We start from the raw sequence: 22,918 nt of genomic DNA on the forward strand, positions 1-22,918 counted from the left end.
GCGCTCTTTTCGGTTAATGGGGGGAAATTTTATCACCGAAGCTTAGGAAAGTACCCTCGTCTTCCTCGCGCATGCGCTGAGGGATCCCCATTTTATGTTAAAGGCGTTAGAATTTGTTTTTGATATTCGTGTTGAAGTGAGCGTATTGCTTGCTTCAACAACCCCATCACTGTTCTCATTCTATGTTGTACGATAATGTTTTTTGCTAACGTTAAAAACGATAAAACTCGCCGTGTTTTAATGGTGTTTGCTTGAAATTGTAAGTGCATTTTTCGCTTTTCAGCCTGATAACCCATTAGCCAAAGTACTAGAGTCGCGACATGTGAAATTAGACACAATGCACTAATTCTTCTCACTCCTTGAGTTTTACTGTGCCGCCACGAGAATCCATATCTAAGGCTTTTATCATCTCTGAAATTTTGTTCTATTTGCATTCGTTTACTGTAATAAATAACCGCAGTTTTAGCTGTTAAATCATCATCATTTGAGACCAATAACCAAGGTTCTTTGGCTATCGATTTATACATTTTCTCAGTATCTGGATACCTTCCTTTGAGCTTCTTCCGTCCCTTAATTTTTCCTTTGTATAAGTGAAAACGACAGTTAACTCGAGTTGGCGATGTTTTGCCTAGTAAACCGCTGCCTAAGCTTTTCGGTTTCGTATTCGCACCTTTACTCAACTGACTCACGCTCTTCCATTCCTGGTCTTCAATTTTCCCTGTAATTCGCCCTCTGACTCGGCCAATATAAAACCAGCCTAGTGAATCCACTTTATGGAACCAAGGCGTTTTAAACCCACCATCTGTGACAATATAGACTGGTTTTTCTTTGGGTAATATAGTGGCTAAATCGTCAAGAAAAGCATCGTGACTCTCATTAGTTTCTAAGTCTTCTTTTTTAACGACTTTGTTATATACCGGTATAGAACGACCATCAACTAACAGACTTGCACGAAGTAGCCAAAAATCAGCGCTACAGCATCCACTCCAATCAACACCAATAACGACTGATGGAAGAGAACCGAATAGACTGACAAATAGCTGTTTATAAACGAGTAATTCGTCGTCAGATAATGTCTTGCTCTTTAAAAATCTATCAACACGCTTTATTTTGTTTTTAACTTTCGCTTTACCAGATAAATGTCGACCTATTGAGGTTAACGTCAGTTCATTACCTTTAATGAGTGCGTCACCGCATTGAAGCAAGGTTTTCATTCGAGCTTGATTAAAGTTCTCAAGCGATTTTGTAAGAAATTTATGGCAATATTGTGTAGCAAGCATGGTGATTTTTGTATTCTCTTTGTTGTTTGGCGATAACATAAGATCATAAATCGCCATGCTTGTCACTTCTTAAAATTTTGGGGATTCGTCAGCGCGCATGCGGGGATCCAGCGACTTTTGTTGGATAAACATAGTTTGGTTTAAGCAAAAGTCGAGAGTAAGCGCAGACAATGAACCATAAAACCTGAGCGAGAAGACTATATAACCATTTACTAAATTATAGGGTCATTTTACATCGATAACCTTGTGCTAGCCGAAATAAATTCGGCCCTTGGAACAGGTCTTTAATCTTGCACTTTTTAAAATTGCTAATAAAAACGAGCTCAACATGTCATAACTTTTCTGGAAACAGTACTCGTTTGCTTTTTTACGACTTAGGTGCTTCCAACCAATCATTTATTTCTGCCAATATTTGCGAGTTATGCCAGCATAAATGCCAATGCCATTAAGTTAACGATTTTTAGTCGGATTTTTAGTCGATTGGGCTTCGCAAGCTCAGCGCTAACCAACGTTAATTTAAGAAAAGGTGAATGCTGGGGGCAAAAATATGGTAAAATAAGTGCTTAATAATTCGATGATTTTTTTGAAAAAAACGGTTGATCTAATGACACTTATCCCGCAAGAAAATTGTTCAAAATATAGCCAATCTGATAAACAACCCTGAGTTTATTGCTCGTTATAAGTCTTCTCCTAAAGATTTTACTCGTAATCGTTCGTTAACCTTCAGTCACCTTGTCTCTTTTCTGCTGAATTTTGTAAAAGGCTCTGCTGCACAAGAGCTCGATAACTTTTTTGATATCATTGAGCAAATCAATGGTACTTATTCTCACGTAACCGCTTCGGCTTTCACGCAAGCAAGAAAAAAGCTCGACCCCTCGGTGTTCGTTGAATTAAACCGCGTGTTAGTTAACCAATATAGTCAACATTGCCGTCAACGGTGGCATGGGTTTCGCTTACTCGCTGTTGATGGTTCAACTGTCAATCTCCCTGCAACAAAGGAACTGAAAGCCCATTACAATCCAACAGATGAAAGTCGAAAGAGACCCTTAGCCCGCCTGTCTCAGCTCTACGATATCAGTCATCGAATGACGATTGACGCGTGTATTGAGGGACATCACACAGATGAACGCACGATGGCGCTGTCACATTTACCGCATACTCAGCAAGGTGATTTGGTTATCTATGATAGAGGTTACCCAGCGTTCTATATGTTTGCTTATCATCGTCATATCGGTGTCGATTTCTGCATGCGGACGCTTTCCAACTATAACACTCAAGTTCAAAACTTCATTCAATCTGATGAGAAAGAAGAAATGGTTGAATTGCACCCGAATCGGTTTGCCATCCAGCGTTGTAAGGAGCTGGGGGTATCAATAGCACCGCTCAAGGTGAGATTAGTCAGAGTGCCACTATCAAGTGGTGAAACGGAGGTGTTAATGACGTCAGTCGATGAAGACAGATTGCCTTATGAAGAATTTCAACCCTTATATCACAAGCGTTGGGGTGTTGAAGAAGATTACAAAATCATGAAAAGTCGACTTCAAATCGAGCAATTCTCTGGGAAGTCACAGGTCGCTATCGAGCAAGATTTCTATGCAAAAGTCTTAAGTAAAAATATCACCAGCCTTTTCGTCAACGAAGCGCAGAGTACGATTGATGAAACGTTAGCGCATCGCAAGCGGCGCTATCAAATCAACTTCACAGCGGCCCTTAGTGTAATGAAGCAAAACATAATTGTGCTACTTCAACTAAAAGACATCACGTTGAAGATAAACAAACTAATATCTAAAATGCTCCGGCATACCAACGCTATCAGACCAGGCCGCTCTTTTGTTAGAAACGTTAAATTGGGAGCCAAGCATCATATGAATTATAAGCGGCCTAACTAGGCAAAGGCTTAACTTAATGACATTGGCATAAATGCTCATCGACGAGGTAAACTAAAACACAACATCAAAAAGAACGTACCTATTTATGTACTATTGATAAAACGATAGGTAATTGGTAAACGTTAGTGAAGATCGAACTATTTTTAATCTTTCGCTATTGGTAGTTGCCCTTTTAACGCCACACGTCACAAACAGTGCCAAGTGTCCAACCATTGGACAATTATTGATCTACGCACATATATCTTATGTTTTACCCACAGCACGTCTATTTGCAAACTTAAACCAATTAAAAACCGTATTTTTAAGTAAATCGATCTAAATGTACCTATTTGTGTACTAATAAATTCGGCCAAGTACCTATTTATGTACTAATCCTCATTCTAGCTGCGCATTTTAGTACATAAATAGGTTCACCTAGATAATCTGAAGATCGTTTATATGTACTATTAGTACATAATTAGGTTCATTTGAGCGCTCAAAGATCGTTATCACGTACTATTAGTACATAATTAGGTTCATTTGAGCGCTCAAAGATCGTTATTACGCACTATTAGTACATAAATAGGTACATTCTAGCGAAGTCGAGATCGCTAAAAAGCACTATTAGTACATAAATACGTTCTTTTGGCTTTTCAAAAACAGCAATGACAGGAGTAATTTTCAGGTTTAGGCGAGACACAAAGGTCTAGCTCCTCAACTCAAAAATTATGAACGGTTGAATTTACAACCTTTGCTAAATCGTAGAGTCGGTTTTATATCGACAAACCTTGTGTTAGCCGAAATAAATTCGTCTCTGCAATGGAAGGGGGGAACGGGTCTTTAATCTCGCACGCTTTTCTACTTAGATTGCTAATAAAAACGAGTTCAACATGTCATAACCTTTGTGTCGGAATACTAGTAATGTCGTCATGTTTAAACAGTTAGCGACACTGCGGCTTAAGATGATGGATAATTACAAATGCAGAGGGAATAGTGCAAAATTTGGTACATGAGTGAAAAGCAAAGCATATACCATGATGGTGACTTGTAAAAAATGGCAGACTTTAGCAACCTGCCATCATATGCGGGGCGATTTTAAATTCTAAACAATTTATTGCTCAAAAAAGTTTTGAATTAAGCTATCTAACGCTTGTAATTTATCAGCAGCCAGTGGCTTATTAAATTTAACTGCAGTTAATTGACCTTTTTTGTTGGTTGTAACGTTCGCTACACTACCAATAGCATATACTTTACTCGGTATAGAGCCTGATTCCGTAAGGTGTTTATTCTCGACTAAATATTCTTTTAACGCTTTTATCAACTTATCAGCTGAAAACTGACTATCGCCTTCAATATAATAGCCATACATTTCCGTAATTAATGCTGTTTGCTCAACCTGAAAATCATGCACTATCGCGTTTAACAACTCAGCATCAAACGTTGCCGGCGCAATTTCCGATTGAATACGGTCATATACGCGTTTAGTCACTACGTCAGGGCTAGGAAATAAATCAATGATTGACAGAGGTAATCGAGCGACATCAATACCGTTTTGCACGGTCGATTTACTCACTTCGCCACTTTCTATTAATTCAGCAATTTTACGAACACTAAGATTTTGCTCTTCACTTAAACGTAACCAATAGCGGCCGTTTTCATACAAAGAAATAGGTTTATGTTCATTTTCACTGCGCGATAATATTTGCGCTTCTTCTTGCGTAACGTCGTCACTAACTAAAATGCGAAACGCAAAACCAGCAAAATGGCAGGCCATACGACGGCGAGAACCAAATATCACTTCAATTTTATCACCAACTCGACGTCCTAAAGCCGGTGTATGCTGGCCATTACTAGAGACAATTTGTGCAATCAAAGGTGACAAGCTTTGTTCACTCAGTAGCTCTTGCACACGTCGATTATAATTAGGCACCGACGTTTCTGATAAAATATGCTCAGGCGCTAATTCAACTAGCTTAAATTCAAGTTTGCGTTCTAATTCAATTGGCGAATCAATAGCAAAAACGCCGTCACTGTCTAAACCAACGTCTTCTAAATCAAACAGGTTTCTATTGCTCTTTTTTTTCGCCATGTTAAATATCCAACTCCTGATTATTTGTCCAGTTTAACAGTATTTGTTGCTCTAACTCATTGACATAGGCTTTCATATTCTCAAGCCCTTGCACCAATTGCTTAGTCGTTCGAGGATAATCAGACTGCCGCAAATCAAAAATAGAGGCTAACATTTCACTACAGGTTGGAATAGCGGGAGTGTTATTAATGACACTGCTAAACGTATCGGCACCAAATACGCTTCTAAACTCGTTAACTAAACGTTGTTGAGTTGCCTGTCCTTTACTACGAGCAGCTGACGCAGCATCAAAGTTAGTGATAAGAAATCGCTCCATATCAAACCCTTGATGCCCAGCACGTTTAAGCGTCATATAAATACTTTGTAAGCGCTCTACATATTTTAAGGTTGAATCATAGGCTAAAAAGTCAGGTGCAAATGGGATAACAATCGCAGTTGAAGCGTATAGTGAATTAAGAAAAACTTTATTAAACGACGGCGGCGTATCAATAACAATAATATCAAACTTGTCTTCAACAACGTCGATAATACGTTCTTTCAATAAACGATAAGCACAGTATTGATCATCAGAACTAAATTGCATTTCCTCAGCATACTGCTCAAACATAAAGTCATCTATTTTAGCCGGTAAAAACTTTAAGTTAGGAATATGAGTATCTTGGAAGCAGCTGTAAACAAACTCTTCATTGGTTTCACCATCATCGAGTTCATAGTTTTCAGACAGTAAATCTCCAACCGTAAAATCATCCTGATTATTCGCATCAGGGCCATAAATAGTAGCTGAGCCTTGAGGATCACAGTCAATAAAGCCAATACGATAACGGCGATTATTACAAGTTGCTAAGCCAATTGCACTATGAATACTGGCCGTGGTTTTTCCAACACCGCCTTTAAGGTTAGCAAATGCAATAACTTGCAGCTGCTCTTCGTCAGTACGCTCAAAAGCAGGAATAGATAAACGATCCGCTATTTGGTGCAAATTTTCTAACGTAAAAGCAAAGTTCTTATTATCAGAACGCTGAATATCAATATCTTGGCAGTGTTCTTCAAAGTCACGCGTAAACTGAGTTGTATAACGATAACCTAGCCACTGTCCAGCTTCTGTTTTATTAAATGTGCGAAACGTGCGAACACGTTTTTCAGTGCGATCTTCAAGGTAATGCTGACGACGCGCGGCCGCAACTTTCTTAGCTCGAGCCGACCAAGTACGCAATTTATCAGCTGTTTTATCCGCTTGTTTATCAGTAGCCATACATTTTATAGGTTAACAACAATACAATGATGTAAATAATACATTCTGTTTGAAAATTTACAATAAAAAATAAAAATACAAACAAGATTTTATTTTCAATACAGATATTAAAATAAAAATATGTGTGGATAACAGAATTTAGATAGGGAACGATGACGATCTTAATAGGTCAAAATAGCGATCTTATAGTACATAAATAGGTGCAAGCCCAAAAACAACTCAATATAAACTGTGAATAACTAAGGTAAAAACAGCCTGTTTTAGTACATAAATAGGTTGTTAATAAAAACCAAAGTGTGAATAAGTATGTGCTTAACTTGTTAGTAAAAAAACAATAGTACATAACTAAGATCTTGATTAAGTCATATTAACGATCCTAATAGTCCACAAATCAGTACACGCTAAGTGCATAATACAGATCTGAATAGTACATAATAAGATCCAATAACCAAGATAACCAATTGAATTTATTGATAAAAAATTAATCTCCCTATACCCTATAACCCTAAACCTAAAAAGATCCCTTCCATAAACCTAAATAAAAAATAAATTATTTTTTATTTAGCAAAAAAGAAAAAATCACTAAATCCACAAACTTGATAGCCTTTAAACCTATTTATGTACTAAAACGAGCAATATATAATCAATAAGAACCTATTTATGTACTAAAAATAGGGATGGATCAGGATCTAAGCACCAATATATGTACTAAACAGGCAAAAAATCACTATAAAAAGAATGCCATCGCTTATTTTAAGAACGGAATAGTACAAAATAAGGTTCATCGAAATAGTATAAGTGTTCAAATCAAAATAATTGATTCTCCTAATCCACCCTCGTTTATAAAAAAAGCACCTATTTATGTACTAAAAAATACAAAAAAATCGCAGTATGTAACAAGAAAGTAAAAAAGATCGTCATTTAGTACTATTAAGATCGTTATTTAGTACTATCGAACAGTAGATATAAATTTCAAATGCTTTAAGGTTTGCATAAATTTAAAAGACAATCACAAACGCTATGTCTACAGGCTTACAGAAACAAGATAAAAAGAAAATGGAACAGCTACAAATTGGTTTATTTGAAGCTGTTGACCTTGGACATGCACAATCAGGCAATGAAGTTAGCTATAGTAACTTAATTGGTGATATTGATTTAATACCTCGATATGTACGAGGTAAAAATACATCCGTATCTGCTCTCGACCGTGATTTATCGAGTAAACTTGTTGTTGAACGTAAATATCGAGCAATGGGACGTGAGCTTTCTTGTCGAATTAAACCTGCACTCATTACCCGAAAAATTGACCACGAAGAACAAGAATTTCATGTTTACCCTGGTGAACGGGAAGAACTCATCGAGCGTGTGCTCTTTTTATTGGGTACAAAAGGTCAAATGATTAAGCGAGCTGTACCAGGACAAGCAGAACGTTATGGTATTGCCTTTACCTTATATCAAATCCGCCAAGAATTAAAACGCATAGGCAAAGATAAAAGTTACGATCAAATTCGCGAAGCTTTGATCGTTATCCGCGACTCAAAAACAACTATCGTTGAGACTCAAGGCGGACGTAATATTGAAATTACCAACGATATTTTTAGCGACGCTATGTTAGAGACATCTGGCCATGGCCGAGGTAAAGATCGTTATTTTGTGACATTTAGCGATTATGTTATTGAACAAATTTATCAACTAAATTATCGCCAATATGATTTCATTGGTGTTAATAGTTACTCTATTGGCTTATCACGCTTTATTCATAGTTTTCTTTCTTGTAACTGGTTGAACTGTGAAAAAGGAGCACAATACCCACTAGAGGTCGATGAAATAATGGAAGCCTACGGTAAACCTAATCTGACTAAAATTGTTAAAAGACGTGACATGCGTGCTGCACTAAAGTTATTAGCCGATAAAAATATGGTGACTTGTGTTCCACCTCTTACTAAAAACTCTTACGTGATCACAGCAACTAAAGAGCTAGCTGATGAAATTGTGTTAGCTAATAAAAAGAAAAAAGGCTTAATGAAATTAAGCACTGAGATCTTCGATGGTGAGCGAGAATCCTTACCTGATCCACGCCTTTATAAATAATGACATCAAATTTTTGTGAGCAAGCATTGATGCTTGCATTGCCTGCAAGCACCAAAAATAGAGGCTTGGAAGCCAAGTCTCACCAACAGTCTTATTAAGTTATAGTCAAAGCGATCTGGTTTTAGGGGAAGCTGTCAAGCTTCGAGACCCCATGAGCATATGCTCTACTATGTGATTGGGGCGAGTAAGCGCCGACAATGAACCATAAGACCTGAGCGAGAAGACTATATAACAGATAGATGGTTTGGCGCTTACTGCTTGAAATACTGAATAATTACTAATACTCCGACACAAAGGTTATGACATGTTAAGCTCGTTTTTATTAGCAATCATAAAACGAACGAATTTAAAGACCAGTTCCATTGATAGGGCCAAATTTATTTCGGCTAACACAAGGTTTGTCGATGTAAAATCGACCCTACAATTTAGCAAATGGTTATAAATTCAACCGTTCAAAACTTTTGAGTTAAAGTACTCACTATTCTTGTTTTAATAACTCTTGTTGTAAAGTTTGCAACGCTTGATAAATAACATCGTCAACTGTTGCAAATTCATGCGGGTGTTCTTTTCTTAATTTTTCAATTAATTCACCACTCGATTTTGATAATTTAATCGACTTAGATCCTAACGCTTGTTCCGAATTAAATTTATTCATTCGTTGGATCAATAATTGGTAAGTTTTATCATCAAAAAATTGATTTAGATAACGCGTCGCAATAGGACCAGCTGTTTTAAGACCAAGTTCAGCATTTTCTAAACTATTTAACAAAATAGCACGATCACCATCATTTAATTCATTTAGCTCTTCAGGTTTATTTCTAAAATAAGTTAACAGGCTAATTAATCGCCTATTCTGATACTTTCGCTCTGCCAATTCTACAGATCCTTATTGTTGACTAACCTAAATAATAAAACAGTGAACCATCATTGTAAATACAGCATTTATTTAACCCCTTGCTATAGTTGCCCAAAAACAGTGCAATAAATTATTTATTATAAAGATAAATGATAATACTTATCACTTGCCTTATCATAAATATTAATTAGAATGCAGTTGATAATTATTCTCATTACAAAAGAATTTGAACTATTTATGAGCGGTTTTGTATTCACTAAGATTGGCAAGCCAAGTGCTTTAGCTTTACTAGCAGTTACATTTGTTGCACCTGTTATAGCACTAGCAAAGCAAAATAATGCTGAAGGACCAGCTCAAGTTGAAAAAATAGTCGTCACTGGCACTCGTACGCCTAAGTTGTTGTCTGATTCACCAGTTTCGGTAGATATTATTGATGGAGCAACTGTTGAGTTGTTAACTCAAGGAACGATTGCAGAAGCGCTTAACTATATTCCAGGTGTAGTGGTCACGCAGAATCAAAAAGACGGCGTTAATGTACAAATGCAAGGTTTTGACGGCGACAACGTACTGGTTTTACTTAACGACAAACCTCTAATCGCCCCAACGGGTGCCGCAGCAGATCTAGCGCAAATTAGTGCTCTAAACATTCAACAAATTGAAGTTATCCGTGGTGCTGCATCTGTTATGTATGGTAGCTCAGCCATGGGCGGTGTAATTAATATCATTACCAAACCACCTGAAGAAAATGAATTAAAGGTGACTTACGAAGTGGGGAGTTATCTCGGTAATGAAATTGAAGGTGAAGAGATTAGTCACCGCAGTCAAGTTAACGCCAATCTCATTTTTGATAATTGGGCTCATCAATTAACTTTGCTTTACTCAGACAATACCGGTTACGACCGTGATAATGACCATAGCCATACACCAGCAGGAAATATTCAAAAGACCTTCGTTAATCTTAATACCTATGGCAAGTTTTTTGGTTTAAAAACTGAAATTCGTTTTCAAAATTTCACTGAAGATAAAAAACGAGCGGATGGTGCAATCGCTGGCCAATTAGTCAATCTATATTACTTGTCAGATGTCGAACAATATCAATTTGATGTCATGCTTGGCAACGATATTGATTACCACATGAACGCTGGTTCATTAGTCAGTTGGAAAATAGATTTCAGAAAGATGAACCATAAAGAAACCAGTGGATCATCGACCAAGCGCTTAGCAGATATTAGCTTGGATGAAATATCTGGTCAGTTTGTATATTCCACTACTGATTTTGAATGGGTCGCTGGTGCTTTATATCATGAGGATAGCTTAGAACAAGTTAACCTTATATCAGGTAAATTCGAAGTTGAGCCAACAAGCAAACGAGCTTTAGAAGCCTATGCTCAGGGAGATTGGACATTTGATAATGTTGAAACTCTCCTTGGTGGGCGTGTACAAGAAGATACCGACTATGGCTTTCATTCGGCATTGCGTTTGAGCAGTAAAATTGAGTTGAGTGAGAGGCTCAAATGGCGACTTGGGGTTGGTCAAGGCTATCGAGTTCCTACACTGAAAGAAAGAGAGTACGTATTCGATCACTCTGCATTAGGCTATATGGTACTGGGTAGTGTTGATCTTGAGCCTGAAGAAGCTTTGTCTTACAACTCCACTTGGACATTTAGTACCAATACAAACGATCATTTTTTAGGTGGCTTTGACTTTGAATCTGAACTAAATCTCTATTACACCGATGCTGACAATCTCATCACTACCTTTACCGATCCTGTGCTATCCGCTAAACAAGGTTTAGCTATCTCTGTTTATGACAATGTTGCTAAAGCGACAATGCAAGGTGCTGATATTAGCATTGAATTCACTTTTGACTCTTGGGCTGCTGGCTTTCACTACAGTTACTTAGAAGCACGAGACGGTGATAATAAAAAAATAGCTGAACGCCCTGCTCACCAAATGAAAGTTAACCTTGATTACAGCGTAGTAGAATGGGATTTAGATACCTCACTTAACGCAGTCTATAAACAAGATATTGCTTATAACGCCGACCAATATATTAACGGTGAATTAGCTAACAACACGCTAACACTCAACTTCAAGTTGCAACAACATATCAATCAACACTTATCTTGGCGCTTCGGTATCGAAAACGTCTTAGATGAACATAAAGATGAAACTGCAGAGCAACAACTTAAATTCGATGCTCGACCTATTTCTAGCCGCTACCTGAGTTTAGGTATCGGTTACCAATTTTAAGACGACGATATCGTCGCTTATCAATAATTAAAAAATTCTGGAGATAAACATGAAAACTCAATTTAAATTAACTGCATTAGCAGTAGCAACACTAGCATTAACGGCTTGCGGCGGTTCTTCGTCAGATGATGATAATGCGGCTCAAAAGCCAACAGATACGATTTATGGCCCATTTAACACAGGGACGACATCTGAACCAGCTAGCGTTTATTTTGATTTAGAGACAATGGCAGTTGTTACTGAATCAGCTGATTGGGATATCTCTTTCCGTCGTACAGATGTTTTCTTAAACAACACTGATAGCGACAACCCTGTTAAAGCTTACTTTACAGGCAATAACGCTGATTTTTATGATGCTGACAGTAAAGCCGTGGCTGATAAATTCGCCAATGCCACGCCAGAAACTGAACTAGCCGATTTTGAAGCGGTTACGGCGGCCAGTATCCCAGCAGACGATATGTTCGTAGCTGATGTAGCAGAAAAAATATTAGACGGTTTTTATAGTTACAACCCAACGACTCATCAAGTCAGCGCTGCAGATGACAAATACTTTATCGTTAGCTCGGACGATAGTTACAGTAAATATCGAGTTTCTAGCTTAACGCAAGCGGGTTTTGCTATGAGTGCTGTAACATTTGCAATTGCTAATCAATCAGCATCTGACGCTGCTTTTGCCACATCAGAAACTCAATTAGTGGTAGATTTGGCAGCTGAATGTGCCAATGATGCAACTGTATACGTTGATTTCGATACTGCAATGGTCGTTGCGAGTACAGATGCTTGGGATGTTTCATTAGCCTGTAATGCGGATAAAACGGGTACAGGTTTCGAAATTAGCTTAGCGACTGATGCTACCGCAATTCAAGATTTCACCAATAGTTATGATTCTATTACCGCGTCGCATCACTTCGGATACGGATTCAAAGCCAATGAATACACAGATCCTGCATTTAAAGCTAACCCGTGGTATGCATATGGCGTAAATGGTGGTCACACATTATGGTCGCAATACGGTGTTTACATCATTAAAACGGATATTGCTGATTATAAGCTACAGATCACTAGCTACTACAACGATGATGGTGCTTCTGGAAATTATAGTTTCCGTGCCGAGCGTTTAGACGATTAGTTCGTTATTAAAACGACTTAGTTAAACAAGAAATAGAGTTAGCTTATTAACTCTGTAAGGAAAGGCTTAATTGGCCTTTCCAGCTTTGATTCCCACGGAAAAGAATAATCGAACCTAGCGTTCGTCACCTAAGTAGTAAAGGTAACTTCAATGATCCGCCAAATCGAAATATTAATGTATCAGTTGTCAGATTTTTTTATGGCTCCTGTTCTGCTTCTTATCAGTGTTTTATTTATTTATGCGTTGTTTGCGACAGGCAGTTATGTTGCGCAAATCGCTCAGCGTAAACAAAATAAAGGCAATTTTTACGCCTTGCTTAGTACACAATTAGGTACAAACAAAGAAACTAATCTTGCTGGTTATCCTCTGGCTCACTTAGCTAATCAACACCCTAAAGTGTCCAAAGACCAACTCGATGTTGCCGCACTTGGTGAACTGGAAGGTGTACGTAATGTTAGCCGTTTAGCGCCTATGTTAGGTCTTATCGCAACTATGGTACCTATGGGACCTGCGCTTAAGAGTTTAGCAGACGGTAATATCCAAGGTATTAGTGAAAACCTGATTGTTGCCTTCTCTGCAGTTATTTTCGGTTTGGTGATCGCGTCGATTACCTTTTGGATCGCTTCAGTGAAAAAGCGCTGGTTAGCAGAAGAATTAGTCGCAATTACTCCGCTTTTAGCGCAAAACCAAGTAGAGCAAGCTAAGCCGGCCTGTAACGAACAATCACAACCAGATACTGCAGCAATTAAAAAGGAACAAGATTATGCGGCTGCTTGATGAAGATGAAGGTATCAACCCCGCTCTTTCGGTCGTTAACCTAGTCGATGTTTTTTTGGTACTTGTCGCCGCTTTATTAATTGCTATCGCGCAAAACCCGTTAAATCCGTTTATGGCAGAAGATGTCACAGTGATCAAAAACGAAGGTAAAGACAATATGGAAATTATTGTCAAAAAGGGCAATAAGATCGAAAGCTTTAAAAGTGAAGGTCAAACCGGCAGCGGTACCGGCAAAAAAGCCGGTACGGCGTATGAGATGGCGGATGGCTCCATCATTTATGTTAAGGAATAGGCTTCGTATTTGAAATTTATGCGGCATTGCCTACATGGATGTAGGTAAGGAGCGATAGCATGACGCGGTAGCTTTGTCTTCGCTTTTTCCCCTAGTCACATATAAAAACACATATGCTCCCAGGGTTAAAAAACTCGACGGCTTTGCCTACAAGGATGTAGGTAAGGAACGATAGCAGGACGCGGTAGTTTTGCCTAAATCCCAACTACTTTGCCTATTTCACTGAAGACGCCATTCTCGCTCATAGAGCTCAATCTATAGAATTAAAAACTATGAAACCAATAACCAAATTAATTTCATTGCTGCTTGTTGTGTTTGGCTTTTGTTTGCCATTACAGGCAGAGCCGCAAGAACAATCCATTAAACCTCAAGTGCTTTTACTGGGCTCTTCGCATGCAGCTAAAGCCAAAAGTGACTTACTGGCGAACCTTGCTCAAGGTAAAAACTTTGATTTAAAAATTACTACCACAGCCAAACTATCAGAAGACGAGTTAAAGGCTGTTTGGAAAAACTCGGCGTTAGTCATGATGGATGGTATTAACCCTGCCCTAACCCAGTTTATGTTTGCCAAATACACGCCTTGGTTACAGCAAATGCCTAACGTACCAGTCATTTCGTTAGGTGATTTAAATAACCAATCTTTAAATCAAGGTTTATCTAAGGAACATCATCAAGCGATTGGCGCTTATTTTAACAATGCGGGTCGGCAAAACTACGCTAGTTTGATGGATTACATCGCTAATCGTTTTATTGAATTTAATCCTAGTGTTGCAATAGCCAAGCCGTTTATCGTGCCTAATGTGGGTTTGTATCATCCGAACTATGACGGTCAAGTGACTAAAGACGAAAGCGCGTTTTATCAATTTTTACAGGCAAGCGAAGCTCAACCTAAGATTGCTATCGCGATGCACCGCAGTATCGTTGATTATGAGCAACAACAAATTGTCGATGCCATGATCAAAGGCTTGGAAGACAAAGGCGCAAAAGCCTTTGGTTTCTTCTTTGAAGGCGAAGATGAAGACTTAACCTACCCTGAGTTATTACTGGGCGACAATAACCAAGCACGTGTCGATTTATTGATTAACTATCGTGCTCTGCACTATGTCGAAAAACGCCGTAAAGAATTTACCCAAATTGGCGTGCCTGTTTTACATGCGATGAACTACACCGAAGGTAGTGAAGCGGACTTTAAAGCGGATAACGCCGGTATTTCACCTTCATTAACCCCATTCTTCTTAGTGATGCCAGAAGACACAGGCAGTGCCGATCCAACCATTATCGCCGCTAGCCCTAAACAAGGTGCTAATGCCGGTAATAAAGTCGTTATTCCTTATCAAATGCAAGCCTTAGTCGAGCGTGCTTATAACCATGCGCGTTTAGCTCATATAGATAACAGCCAGAAAAAAGTCGCGACCTTTATTTGGAACTACCCTCCGGGTGAGAAAAACGTCGGTGCGGCGTTTTTAGATGTACCAAGCTCTATTGAACAAATTGCTACAGCGATGACGGAACAGGGTTATAAGATTGCTTTCCCTGAAACAGAGAGCAAGGGCGAACTTAAAGACTGGTTAATTGAGTCGGCAGGCTTATTACTGCGCCCTTATTATCGTAATGAAGATGCTGAAGGTTTGGTTGCTAAAGGCCTAGCCGATTATTTACCGCTAAGTACTTATTTGGCTTGGTTTAATCAATTACCAGAAGAGGTTCGCACACCCATTGTTGAACGTTGGGGCGCGCCAGAGCAAAGCTCAATGCTGCGTAAGGCTACCATCAATGGTCAACAAGTTGATGCTTATGTGATCCCGCGGTTGGATTTAGGCAATATGATAGTTATGCCGCAAGGTTTACGTGGCGAAAATGCCGAAGAAAGCGCCTCGCTTTATCACGATACTAAAGAGCCTGCCAATCACACTTACTTAGCTATTTACCTTTATGCGCGTGAGCAATTTGGGGCCAATGCTTTTATCCATTTAGGCACGCATGGTTCACAAGAGTGGTTATCAGGTAAAGAGCGTGGATTATCGGTATATGACGCACCTAACCTAGTGATAGGCAACTTACCGGTATTCTATCCATATATTATCGATAACGTTGGTGAAGCCATGCAGGCTAAGCGCCGTGGTCGCGCAACAATGATCAGTCACTTAACCCCAGGTTTTGCTAAAGCAGGCCTATATGCAGATGTTGCCGTGCTAAATGAAAAATTAGCCAACTATATGATTTTAGAAGCGGGGCAAACTAAGGCCAATACCGAAAAAGAGATCATTAAGTTAGCCATTGAGTTGGATATGCTCAAGGATCTTTCAGCTAACTCGGGCGCTATGCTCAGTGAAGACGAGCTAAAAGCTAACTTTGCAGACTATGTGGCTACTTTGCAAGATCACTTAAATGGTTTGGCGGCGATGAGTCAGCCGTTAGGTGTACATACCTTTGGTGTATTACCAGAAGACGCGCATCTATATACCACCATGTTGCAAATGCTAGGTGAAGAATATGTCACTCGCGCCGCAATTTACGAGAAAGACCAGGGTCTAGCGTTAGAGCAACCTAATAACAACAGCCTTGAGCGCCAAAGTAAAGAAGAAGGCAGCCCTGAGCCTATCGGCGAAGCCGATGAAGATATGCAGCGTTTAGGTGTTGCTGAACTGGCCAGCCTAGAAGGTTTTCAATTATTAAAAGCCAGTGTAAATGGCGAGGAACTTAAAGATTTAACCCCAGAGCTAGAAGCCGATCTCAAACAAGCGCAAGAATATTGGGATAACTTCCAAGCGATTAGTGAGATTGAAAATCTACTATCTGCACTTGAAGGTAACTATATTCCGGTAAGCCATGGTGGTGATCCTATCCGTAACCCTAATGCCGCCCCTACCGGACGTAACTTGATTGGTTTTAATCCTGCCAAAGTCCCCACTAAAGAAGCGTATGAGGCGGGTGTCACCTTAATGAATCAAACCATAGATGCTTATGTTGCTAAACACGGTCGTTACCCAGAAAAACTGGCGTTCTCGTTATGGTCGCTAGAAACCATGCGTCATCAAGGGGCACTAGAAGCGCAGATCCTGCATGCATTAGGTTTAAAACCAAAATGGGATCGTCAGGGTAACGTGTCAGGTACTGAGGTTATTGAATACAAAGACTTAGGCCGTCCACGTATCGATGTGGTGATCTCGGCGACTGGTTTATATCGTGATGCTTTTCCTAACGTCATGCTGTGGCTAGCAGATGCGATTGATAAAGTCGCGAAAATGAAGGAAGAGAATAACTTTGTTTATCGCAATGCCAATCAGTTAAAGCAAACTTTATTGGCTGAAGGTAAAACCGAACAAGACGCTGACTACTTATCTTCGGTGCGTATTTTCTCTAACGAAACGGGCAATTACGGTACTGGTTTAGCCAGTGCGAGTTTAGCGTCTGGCACTTGGCAAGACGACAGCAAGTTAGCTGATTTATATACCCGCCGTATGGGCTTTGCCTTTGGTAAAGACGAATCACGTTGGAGCGAGAATGTGGGCGGCTCTGATGGTAATAGTGATCTATACAGTAAAGTCTTATCGGGTACTGAAGGGGTAATCTTCTCTCGTTCAACCAATCTATACGCCATGATGACCAACGATGACCCATTCCAATATTTTGGTGGCATCGGCTTAGCGGTACGTAACTTAGATGGCAAAACGCCAGAGATGTACGTATCTAACTTGCGTAAAAAAGACCAAGTTAAAAGCCAAACCTTAGCGCAATTTGTTAACCAAGAGCTGCGTTCGCGTTACTTCCACCCTCGCTGGATCAAAGCCATGCAGGACTCGGGTTACGCAGGCGCTACGGCTATTTTAGATCGCGTTAACAACCTTTGGGGTTGGGAGGTGATGACACCAGAGTCGATCCGTGATGATCAATGGCAAGAGTTCTTCGAGATCTATGTTGATGATAAATATCAAATGGATATGCGTGAGTTTTTTGAAAGCAATAACGCTGAAAGTTTAGCGCAAATTATCGAGCGTATGTTAGAAGCCGAGCGTAAAGATTATTGGCAAACCGACGAAGCCACGATCAAAAAGCTGGTCGAAACCTATGCTGAGCTAGCGGTTGAATTTGATGTTGCTACTAATAACGATAAGTTCAACGAGTATATGGATCAAAAACTGACTGGTTTTGGTTATCAACCTCTTTCGGAACAACTCGCCGCGTTAGAACCAGTACCAGCGATGCCTGCTAGCAATAGTTCAGCAGAGATGGAACAAGTACAAGGTCAAAAGCTCGAGAAGCAAAGCCAACAAGATGTAGAGATAGATAACTCATTCTTGTACAAGTCACTGCTTATCATGTTTTTGATTATGTTAGTTGGCGCGGTATATCAAGCCCGCATGGGGCGCGTCAGTGGCAAGAACACCAATAAGGTGATCCAGCTAGCACAACAGAAATTAGATAAAGCCGCTTAGGCTTATCTCAACGATTAAAGGCCGTTTTTAACGGCCTTTTTTTGCGCTTTAAAACAACAAATACGAATGAGAGTTTTAGCGCAAATAAGATAACGATATTTGATGACAAAATGGGAACACGATGAAAATAATCTCTCGGATCAGTTTATTGTTGATGGCTGTTTGCTGTTGGCAACTCCAAGCGCAAAGTGCGGATAAGAACGCCGCCAATGCGGCAATTGATATATTGTTTGTTAGTGGCCAGCATTCCAATCAGGCTAAAGTTGGATTATTGAAAAAGGCTGCGGCGGATAATGGCAATGCCACTTGGCATATCACGCAGAAAAGCGCTAAAGCCCTATCCGATCTCGCAGTCGCGGAAAAATTGTTCGCCCAGCAAGATCTGGTTATTTTTGACGCAGCATCTGCGCGTTTTGCTAAGCGTTCGTTTGAGGCTTTTTTACCTTCGATTGCTAAGGTTGCAGGGCAAACTCAGACTAAATTTATCGCGTTAAACTGGCTGCAAAACAAAGCAGCACAACAAGGCTTAAGCGAAACCCAACAAAATGCGCTGCAAACTTATTGGAAAAACGCGGGTCGAGCTAATTTAAGCAATATGCTTAACTTTGTTGTTTTTGATGTATTGCAACGTAAAAACAGCAATAACATAGCGCTAGTAAAGCCGATCATCTTTCCTAACAAGGGTATTTACCATCCACAGCAACCTAATTTAATGAGTGAGTCTTTAGCGGACTATCAAGCTTGGTCTCCCTCAAACGCTAAGCAGTTAAAAGTTGCATTGCTAATGCAACGCGCCTTAATTGAGACCGAACAGACAACGGTTATTGATGAAACGATAGCTAGGCTAGAAGCAAAAGGCGCTTATGTCGTGCCATTCTTTTTTGAATTAAGTCCGCGTAGTGGTGATTACTCGCATTTATTGCAATCTACACTGGCTGATGGCAGCAAAAAAACTGAAGTCGATTTAATCATTAATTTTCGCAATATTCACTGGGCAAACAAACGTAAAGCTGAGTTCGAGCAATTTGGCGTACCTGTTGTGCAAGCGTCACCTTACTACGATGGTGATCAAAAAGCTTGGGAAGAAAGTGCGGAAGGTTTTTCGTCAGCTATGATGGCGTTTTTATTGGTCTTACCTGAATCTGCTGGGGTAATTGATCCATTAATCGTGTCAGCGAGAAATCAGCAAACTCAAGAAGTAGAAGTTATCGACTATCAGTTAGACTTTTTAATTGAACGCGCGCTTAACTATGCCAAATTGGGTAAAAAGCCCAACGCTGAGAAAAAACTCACCACTCTGTTTTGGGGCGATGAGGCGATGGGCGCTTCTTTTCTTAATGTTCCGGACAGCTTACGCACTATCAGCCATAGGTTAAATGCCGAAGGTTATAATATTGAAAAGCGCGATGCGCAGTTCTTTATTGATAATGTTGATCCTATTCTCAATCCTTTTTACCGAGACTTTGAACTAGAAGCCTTAATTAAGGACGACTTAGCTGAATTAATGCCTGTAGCCGAATACAAGCAATGGTTAGCTACCGTACCGCAAGATATTGTGAATAGTATTAACGAACATTGGGGACAGCCAGAAGATAACTTTATGGTGACTTTCCGTGATGGTCAGCACTATTTCATTATTCCGCGTATTCGCAATGGCAATATGCTAATCATGCGCCAACCGCCACGAGGTGACAATCCAGATAAAGAACAAGGTTTGTATCACGACACATCAATACCGATGAACCATTACTATCTCGCTGCCTATTATTATGCACGCGTGTACTGGCAGTCGGATGCTTTTATTCATTTAGGTACGCATGGTACCCATGAATATTTACCGGGTAAAGACCGTGGCCTGTCGCGTTACGACGGTGCTAACTTATCAACCGGTACTACGCCTGTTATGTATCCGTATATTGTTGATGATGTGGGTGAAGCCATGCAAGCTAAGCGTCGCGGCAATGCCGTTACGGTTGGCCATATGACCCCGCCTTTTGCCGCAGCAGGCTTGCAAGGTGTTACCGCTGATATGCACGAGTTAGTCGACCAATATCGTCATATCGATACCGGTGGTGTTAAAGAAAAAACCAAACAGCAAATCATTGATTACTGTTTTGCTGAAAATTTATGTGATGATTTAAATTACGAGCTAGCCCAGAACAATGCGGACTTTGACTTGTTCTTACAGGAATTACACGATTATTTAGAAGAGCTAGCCGCTTCTAATCAACCACTTGGTTTGCACAGCTTTGGCGAGTTAGCAGAACAACGTTTAATTATTTCTACTTTAGGACAAATGCTTGGCAACGACTTTTTACGCACCGCTTCTGAGTTTGAACAAGAGCATTATCAACATGAAGACGGTCATGAACATCACGATCATCATGATCATAGCGATCATCAGGAGCACGAAGAGGGACACCATAAGCATGATAATTGGCATGGTGAAAATCACGACGTTCATGAAGAGCTCGTTGCGAACCATCAAGGTGAGCATTCTGACAATCACGATGACGAGCACAAAGACGGTCAAGATAAACCGAAAAGTCACGATGATATTAACGACGGCTTAATGCATATTGTTAATGAAGACTTAGAACACACAGCCGGCTTTAAAACGTTACGTGATTACGTAGTTAAAAACGGTGATATAAACGATTTAACTGATGAGTTGCAGCCTTTTGTTGAGTTAGCCAAAACTTATTACGCTGGCATCACGGGTATTAAAGAGCTAGATAGCTTAGTTGCTGGGTTAAACGGTAAATTTATTTCCGTTAAAAACGGCGGTGATCCGGTACGTAATCCTGAATCTTTGCCAACCGGTTTTAACTTAATCGGTTTCAATCCATCTCGACTACCGACTAAAGCGGCTTATGAGCAAGGTTCAGAGTTGGCCGAAGAAGTGATCGCCAACTACTACAAAAAACATGGTGAATACCCGGACAAACTGGCTTTTTCATTATGGTCGGTAGAAGCCATGCGTCATTACGGTGTTCTCGAATCACAAGCATTACGTGCCATGGGCATTCGTCCTAAATGGAGCCCTGACGGTCGTGTTGTTGGAACAGAGATAATCCCTTATCAAGAGCTAAATCGACCGCGTGTAGATGTTGTGTTGTCTGCTACGGGGTTATATCGGGATGCTTTTCCTAATGTCATTGAAATGCTGGCTAAGACGATTAAAGAATTGTCTGAACTAAAAGAGCAAGGCAACTCAATTTGGCAGAACAGCCTAAAAGTTCAACAGCAATTACAAGATGAAGGTGTAGCAGAAGACGAAGCGGTTTACTTATCAAGTGTGCGTATTTTCTCTAATTCATTTGGCGATTACGGCTCGGGTGTTGATGACCCTATTATGGCGAGTGACACATGGCAAACCGATAAAAAAATTGCCGACAATTACTTAGCGACTATGGGTAAACACTTCGGGGTAGATAAATCTCGTTGGGGGCAAGAAATCGATAATCTTTACGCCAAACAATTATCCGGAACTGATGTCGCGATATTTTCCCGTTCTTCAAATTTATACGGCATGATCACATCAGATGATCCGTTCGAATATTTCGGTTCACTGGCGCTAGCTGTGCGTAATATAGACGGTAAGAGCCCTGAAATGATGATCAGTAATCTACGCAATACCAAACGCGCCAAAATGGAGTTAGCCGCAGATATGATGTCTAAAGAGCTACGTACCCGTAACTTCCATAAACGTTGGATCGCTGAAATGCAAAAAGAAGGTTACAGCGGCGCGTTAACCATGGCTGGCGCGTTAAACAATTTTTGGGGATGGCAGGTCGTTGACCCTAATGTTGTGCGTAATGACCAATGGGATGAATTTGCTGATATTTATGTTAATGACAAACTGGAAATGGGCTTAGACGAATGGTTTGAAGACGTAAACCCTAAGGCGCTCACTCGAATGATGGAACGTATGTTAGAAGCCGAGCGTAAAGAATATTGGGACACGGATCCTGAGCGCTTAAAGCAGATTGTCGAAAAATACATTGAGATGATCGAAAAATACGACATCATTGTGATGAACGATGCGGTTAAAGAGTATGCCAACGAATTAGCCGAAGGTTTTGGTTTGCAACCTTCTTCTCTTGAAAAGATAGCAAACGCCAAGACAATGGAAGAGATGGCAGCACAAAAACTTAAGCAAGTAGCAGAGATGCAAGCTCAAGCAGCCGCCGCTAAACAATCACAAGTTGAAGGTCAAAAACTTGAGAAACAAACTCAGGAGCAGCAAAGCGAACAAGATTACTTTATCTGGAAAGCGCTAGCTGGCTTCCTGTTTATCATGTTAATTGGTGGTATTTACCAAACACGAGTTAGCCGCCGTTCAGCTAAGCAGTTAAATAAAGTGATTCAGTTAGCTGACAAAAAACTAGATAAAGTAACTTAGTAGCATCCATGCCTATTATGTTCCACGTGGATCATTGACTATATACACACGTGGGACATTTTGTTTCATCTTCATTGTTAAGTGTCCAAGTGTTGGACAACTTAGCTAAATCTAAAATTGTCCAACACTTGGACACGCAACACCTAGAAAATAAAAAAGCGTAACTCAAAAAAACAATATGAGTTACGCT

Annotated in this window: 12 protein-coding genes; 8 read left to right on the forward strand and 4 right to left on the reverse strand. The window is 39.9% G+C overall.

The annotated features are described in order from the left end of the window. Positions 1-92: 92 nt before the first annotated feature. On the reverse strand, positions 93-1,337 hold the full coding sequence (locus C2869_RS04765) for an IS4 family transposase (protein WP_108601866.1): 1,245 nt from the start codon (positions 1,335-1,337) through the stop codon (positions 93-95). Positions 1,338-1,930: 593 nt separating this feature from the next. Between C2869_RS04765 and C2869_RS04770 the strand changes: the two genes are divergently transcribed. Continuing rightward, entirely contained in the window at positions 1,931-3,169 is a 1,239-nt protein-coding gene (locus C2869_RS04770) for an IS4 family transposase (RefSeq protein WP_228710816.1), read from the forward strand. 1,090 nt (positions 3,170-4,259) lie between these two features. Here C2869_RS04770 and C2869_RS04775 read toward each other — a convergent pair. Together C2869_RS04775 and C2869_RS04780 are read right to left on the reverse strand one after the other, a co-directional pair. Next, the gene (locus C2869_RS04775) at positions 4,260-5,237 is read right to left on the reverse strand and encodes a ParB/RepB/Spo0J family partition protein (protein ID WP_108601867.1); all 978 of its coding nucleotides are present in this window, start codon (positions 5,235-5,237) and stop codon (positions 4,260-4,262) included. 1 nt (position 5,238) lies between these two features. Next, entirely contained in the window at positions 5,239-6,489 is a 1,251-nt protein-coding gene (locus tag C2869_RS04780) for a ParA family protein (protein ID WP_108601868.1), read from the reverse strand. A gap of 1,020 nt (positions 6,490-7,509) precedes the next feature. Here C2869_RS04780 and C2869_RS04790 point away from each other — a divergent pair. Further along, positions 7,510-8,580 (forward strand): hypothetical protein, encoded by a 1,071-nt coding sequence (locus C2869_RS04790; RefSeq protein ID WP_108601870.1) that lies wholly within the window; start codon positions 7,510-7,512, stop codon positions 8,578-8,580. Between the two features lie 478 nt (positions 8,581-9,058). Here C2869_RS04790 and C2869_RS04795 read toward each other — a convergent pair whose 3' ends face one another. After that, on the reverse strand, positions 9,059-9,454 hold the full coding sequence (locus tag C2869_RS04795; protein WP_108601871.1) for a hypothetical protein: 396 nt from the start codon (positions 9,452-9,454) through the stop codon (positions 9,059-9,061). A gap of 219 nt (positions 9,455-9,673) precedes the next feature. Here C2869_RS04795 and C2869_RS04800 point away from each other — a divergent pair, with 219 nt between their 5' ends. The 6 genes from C2869_RS04800 to C2869_RS04825 all read left to right on the forward strand — a co-directional run bounded on the left by C2869_RS04800 (position 9,674) and on the right by C2869_RS04825 (position 22,728). Continuing rightward, positions 9,674-11,689, forward strand: a complete 2,016-nt coding sequence (locus tag C2869_RS04800) for a TonB-dependent receptor plug domain-containing protein (RefSeq protein ID WP_159084040.1) — start codon at positions 9,674-9,676, stop codon at positions 11,687-11,689. A 49-nt stretch (positions 11,690-11,738) separates the two neighbouring features. Continuing rightward, positions 11,739-12,818, forward strand: coding sequence for an HmuY family protein (locus C2869_RS04805; RefSeq protein ID WP_108601873.1), 1,080 nt, complete (start codon positions 11,739-11,741; stop codon positions 12,816-12,818). A gap of 150 nt (positions 12,819-12,968) precedes the next feature. Next, on the forward strand, positions 12,969-13,595 hold the full coding sequence (locus C2869_RS04810) for a MotA/TolQ/ExbB proton channel family protein (protein ID WP_108601874.1): 627 nt from the start codon (positions 12,969-12,971) through the stop codon (positions 13,593-13,595). After that, positions 13,582-13,887, forward strand: coding sequence for a DUF2149 domain-containing protein (locus tag C2869_RS04815; RefSeq protein ID WP_108601875.1), 306 nt, complete (start codon positions 13,582-13,584; stop codon positions 13,885-13,887). Before C2869_RS04810 ends, C2869_RS04815 begins: the two co-directional genes overlap by 14 nt. Before the next feature lie 272 nt (positions 13,888-14,159). Continuing rightward, entirely contained in the window at positions 14,160-18,323 is a 4,164-nt protein-coding gene (locus tag C2869_RS04820; protein WP_108601876.1) for a cobaltochelatase subunit CobN, read from the forward strand. Positions 18,324-18,444: 121 nt separating this feature from the next. Then, positions 18,445-22,728 (forward strand): cobaltochelatase subunit CobN, encoded by a 4,284-nt coding sequence (locus C2869_RS04825; RefSeq protein ID WP_108601877.1) that lies wholly within the window; start codon positions 18,445-18,447, stop codon positions 22,726-22,728. Positions 22,729-22,918: the final 190 nt, after the last annotated feature.

It is taken from the genome of Saccharobesus litoralis (assembly GCF_003063625.1).
GTDB classification, from domain to species: domain Bacteria; phylum Pseudomonadota; class Gammaproteobacteria; order Enterobacterales; family Alteromonadaceae; genus Saccharobesus; species Saccharobesus litoralis.